Raw genomic sequence first — 3213 nt, 5'->3', positions numbered from 1 at the left:
GCGCTACGTGGAGCCGCAGGTGGCCGACAGCTTCATGACCGCCAACGAGATCCATGTGCCGACCGGCCGGCCCGTGATCGTCACGCTCAAGGCCGACGATGTGATCCACAGCTTCTGGGTGCCGAGCCTCGCGGGCAAGAAGGACCTGATCCCGGGCCGCACCGCCACCCTGAATTTCCGCGCCGACCGCGACGGCATCTACCGCGRCCAGTGCGCCGAGTTCTGCGGCTCGCAGCATGCGTTGATGGCCTTCTTCGTTCTGGCCGAGCCGCCCGAGCGCTATGCGGCCTGGGCCGCGGCGCAGCGCCGCACGGCCGGCGAACCCGCAGAAGGCCAGCCGCTGCGCGGCCGCGAAATTTTCATGCGATCGAGCTGCGCGATGTGCCACGCCATCGACGGCACCTCGGCGCAGGCCGTGCGCGGGCCGAACCTCACGCACCTGGCAAGCCGCGGCACGCTGGCCGCGGGCAGCCTGGCCAACACGCCGGAAGACCTGCGGCGCTGGATCGCCGATCCGCAGCAGGTCAAGCCCGGCAGCTACATGCCCGCCACCCGGCTCTCGTCCGAAGACATGGATGCGCTGGTGGGCTACCTGCAGACCCTGCGCTGATGAACGACGAACGCGCCATGCAGCAGCAACCCGGCCGCACCCCCGCCCCGCCGCACCTGAAGGACGGCCCCGGCCCCGGCTCGCCCGAAGCCGCCGCGCTGGACGCCACCTGGCGCGATCCGCCCGGGCTGCTCGGCTGGCTGGCCGCCGTCAACCACAAGGCGATCGCGCGCCGCTTCATCGTCACCACCTTCTGCTTCTTCGTGGCGGGCGGGCTGCTTGCGTTCGTGATGCGGCTGCAGCTCGCGCGGCCCGGCGCGCGGCTGGTCGGGCCCGACCTCTACAACCAGCTGTTCACGATGCACGGCTCGACCATGATGTTCCTCTTCGCCGTGCCGGTGATGCAGGCCGTGGCCGTGTACCTGCTGCCCCTGATGCTGGGCACGCGCAGCGTCGCCTTTCCGCGCCTGAACGCCTTCGCCTACTGGATCTTCCTGTTCGGCGGGCTGATGCTCTACGCGGTGTTCGCGCTGGGCGCCGCGCCCGACGTGGGCTGGTTCTCGTACGTGCCGCTCGCAGGGCCCGACTATTCGCCCGGCAAGCGCACCGACTTCTGGGCCCAGATGATCACCTTCACCGAGCTGTCGGCGCTGCTGGAGGCCATCGTGGTGATCACCACCGTGTTCAAGCTGCGCGCGCCGGGCATGGCGCTCAACCGCATTCCGCTGTTCGCCTGGGCCATGCTGGTGACGGCGTTCATGGTGCTGTTCGCGATGCCCGCGGTGATGCTGGCGAGCACCACGCTGATCACGGACCGGCTGGTCGGCACGCACTTCTACAACCCGGCCGAGGGCGGCGACGCGGTGCTCTGGCAGCACCTGTTCTGGTTCTTCGGCCACCCCGAGGTCTACCTGATCTTCCTGCCCGGCCTGGGCTTTCTCTCGGCCATCATCCCGACCTTCGCGCGGCGGCCGATCTTCGGCTACACCGCCATGGTGCTGGCGCTGATCGCCACCGCCTTCCTGGCCTTCGGGCTGTGGGTGCACCACATGTTCGCGGTCAACCTGCCGGAGCTCGGCAAGAGCTTCTTCACCGCGGCGAGCATGCTGATCGCCATTCCCTCGGCCGTGCAGATCTTCTGCTGGATCGCCACGCTGTGCAGCGGCCGGCTCGACTTCAAGACGCCGCTGCTCTTCGCGCTCGGTTTCTTCTTCATCCTCGTGCTGGGCGGCCTGACCGGCATCATGCTGGCCTCGGTGCCGCTGGACCTGCAGGTGCACGACAGCTACTTCGTGGTGGCGCACCTGCATTACGTGCTGATCGGCGGCGCGGTGTTCCCGCTGTTCGGCGCCTTCTACTACTGGTATCCCAAGATCACCGGCCGGCTCATGAGCGAGCGCCTCGGGCGCTGGAACTTCTGGCTCTTCTTCGTCGGCTTCAACGTGACCTTCTTCCCGATGCACCTGCTCGGCCTCCGGGGCATGCCGCGCCGGGTCTACACCTACCAGGCGGGCCTGGGCTGGGACACGCTGAACCTGGTCGCGACCCTCGGCTCCTGGATCATCGCGCTGTCGGCGCTGCTGTTCGTGGTGAACGCGCTGCGCAGCCTGCGCCGCGGCGCGCCCGCGGGCCCCAACCCCTGGGGCGCCGGCACGCTCGAATGGGCCACCGAGTCGCCGCCGCCGCCATGCAACTTCCACGCGATTCCGGTGGTGCACGGCCGCGATCCGCTCTGGGAGCCGCCGCGCGCCGCGGCCGACGGCGGGCCACCGCCCTTCACGCACGTGGGCGGGCTCGCGGCCCATACGCGCGAGCTGCTCGCCACCACCGTGCTCGATGCGCGGCCCGACCTGCGCGTCAACTTCCCCGACCCGACCATCTGGCCGCTGGTCAGCGCACTGGCCGTCACGGTGCTGTTCATCGGCTCCATCTTCACGCCGTGGGCCGTGGTGTGGGGCAGCATCCCGATCGCGATCGCGCTCACGGCCTGGTTCTGGCCCCGGCGCGCGGAAACCGCGGTGCACCTTCGCCTGGAGCAGGGGCCATGACGGCGCCACGGCGCGAGCTCGACGTCTCGGCCCTGCCGAGCTATGCCTTCGGCCACCGCAGCCTGATGTGGTGGGGCACCTTCGGCCTGATCGCGATCGAGGGCACGATCTTCGCAATCGCCATCGGCGCCTACCTGTACCTGCGCAGCCAGGCGGACAGCTGGCCCCTCGGCGCGCCGCCGCCCGACCTGCTGTGGGGGTCGACCAACACGCTGATCCTGCTCGCGAGCATCTGGCCTAACCAGAAGGCCAAGCGCGCGGCCGAGGCCCGCGACCTGGTGCGCACGCGCGGCTGGCTGCTGGTGTGCCTGCTGTTCGCGCTGGCCTTCCTGGTGCTGCGGGGCTTCGAGTTTGCGGCGCTGCACACGCGCTGGGACCACAACGCCTACGGCTCGGTCGTGTGGACGCTGCTCGGGCTGCACACGGTGCACCTGCTCACCGACACCTACGACACGGCCGTGCTGGACGTGCTGCTGTTCACCGGCCCGATGGAAGGCCAGCGCTTCGTCGACGTGAGCGAGAACGCGCTGTACTGGTACTTCGTCGTGTTCTCCTGGCTGCCGATCTACGCGGTGATCTATGGCGTGCCGCGCCTTCATTGAGTCGAGGGAGAAC

General features: G+C 69.5%; 3 protein-coding genes. All 3 read left to right on the top strand.

The window, feature by feature from the left end; genetic code table 11:
* On the top strand, nt 1–610 hold a 610-nt coding region (locus tag AC1DOC_RS25955; RefSeq protein ID WP_478130774.1), incomplete at its 5' end, for a cytochrome c oxidase subunit II.
* Nucleotides 610–2598 (top strand): cytochrome c oxidase subunit I, encoded by a 1989-nt coding sequence (gene ctaD / locus AC1DOC_RS25950; protein WP_012745850.1) that lies wholly within the window; start codon nt 610–612, stop codon nt 2596–2598. The genes AC1DOC_RS25955 and ctaD, both read left to right, overlap by 1 nt.
* Nucleotides 2595–3200, top strand: coding sequence for a cytochrome c oxidase subunit 3 (locus AC1DOC_RS25945; protein WP_478081295.1), 606 nt, complete (start codon nt 2595–2597; stop codon nt 3198–3200). The genes ctaD and AC1DOC_RS25945 overlap by 4 nt, the downstream gene beginning before the upstream one ends.
* The last annotated feature ends 13 nt before the right edge of the window (nt 3201–3213 follow it).

The organism is Variovorax sp. 01T439_2, assembly GCF_056398445.1.
The sequence above is the reverse complement of the archived record's forward strand: the minus strand, read 5'-3'. Positions and strand labels throughout refer to the sequence as shown.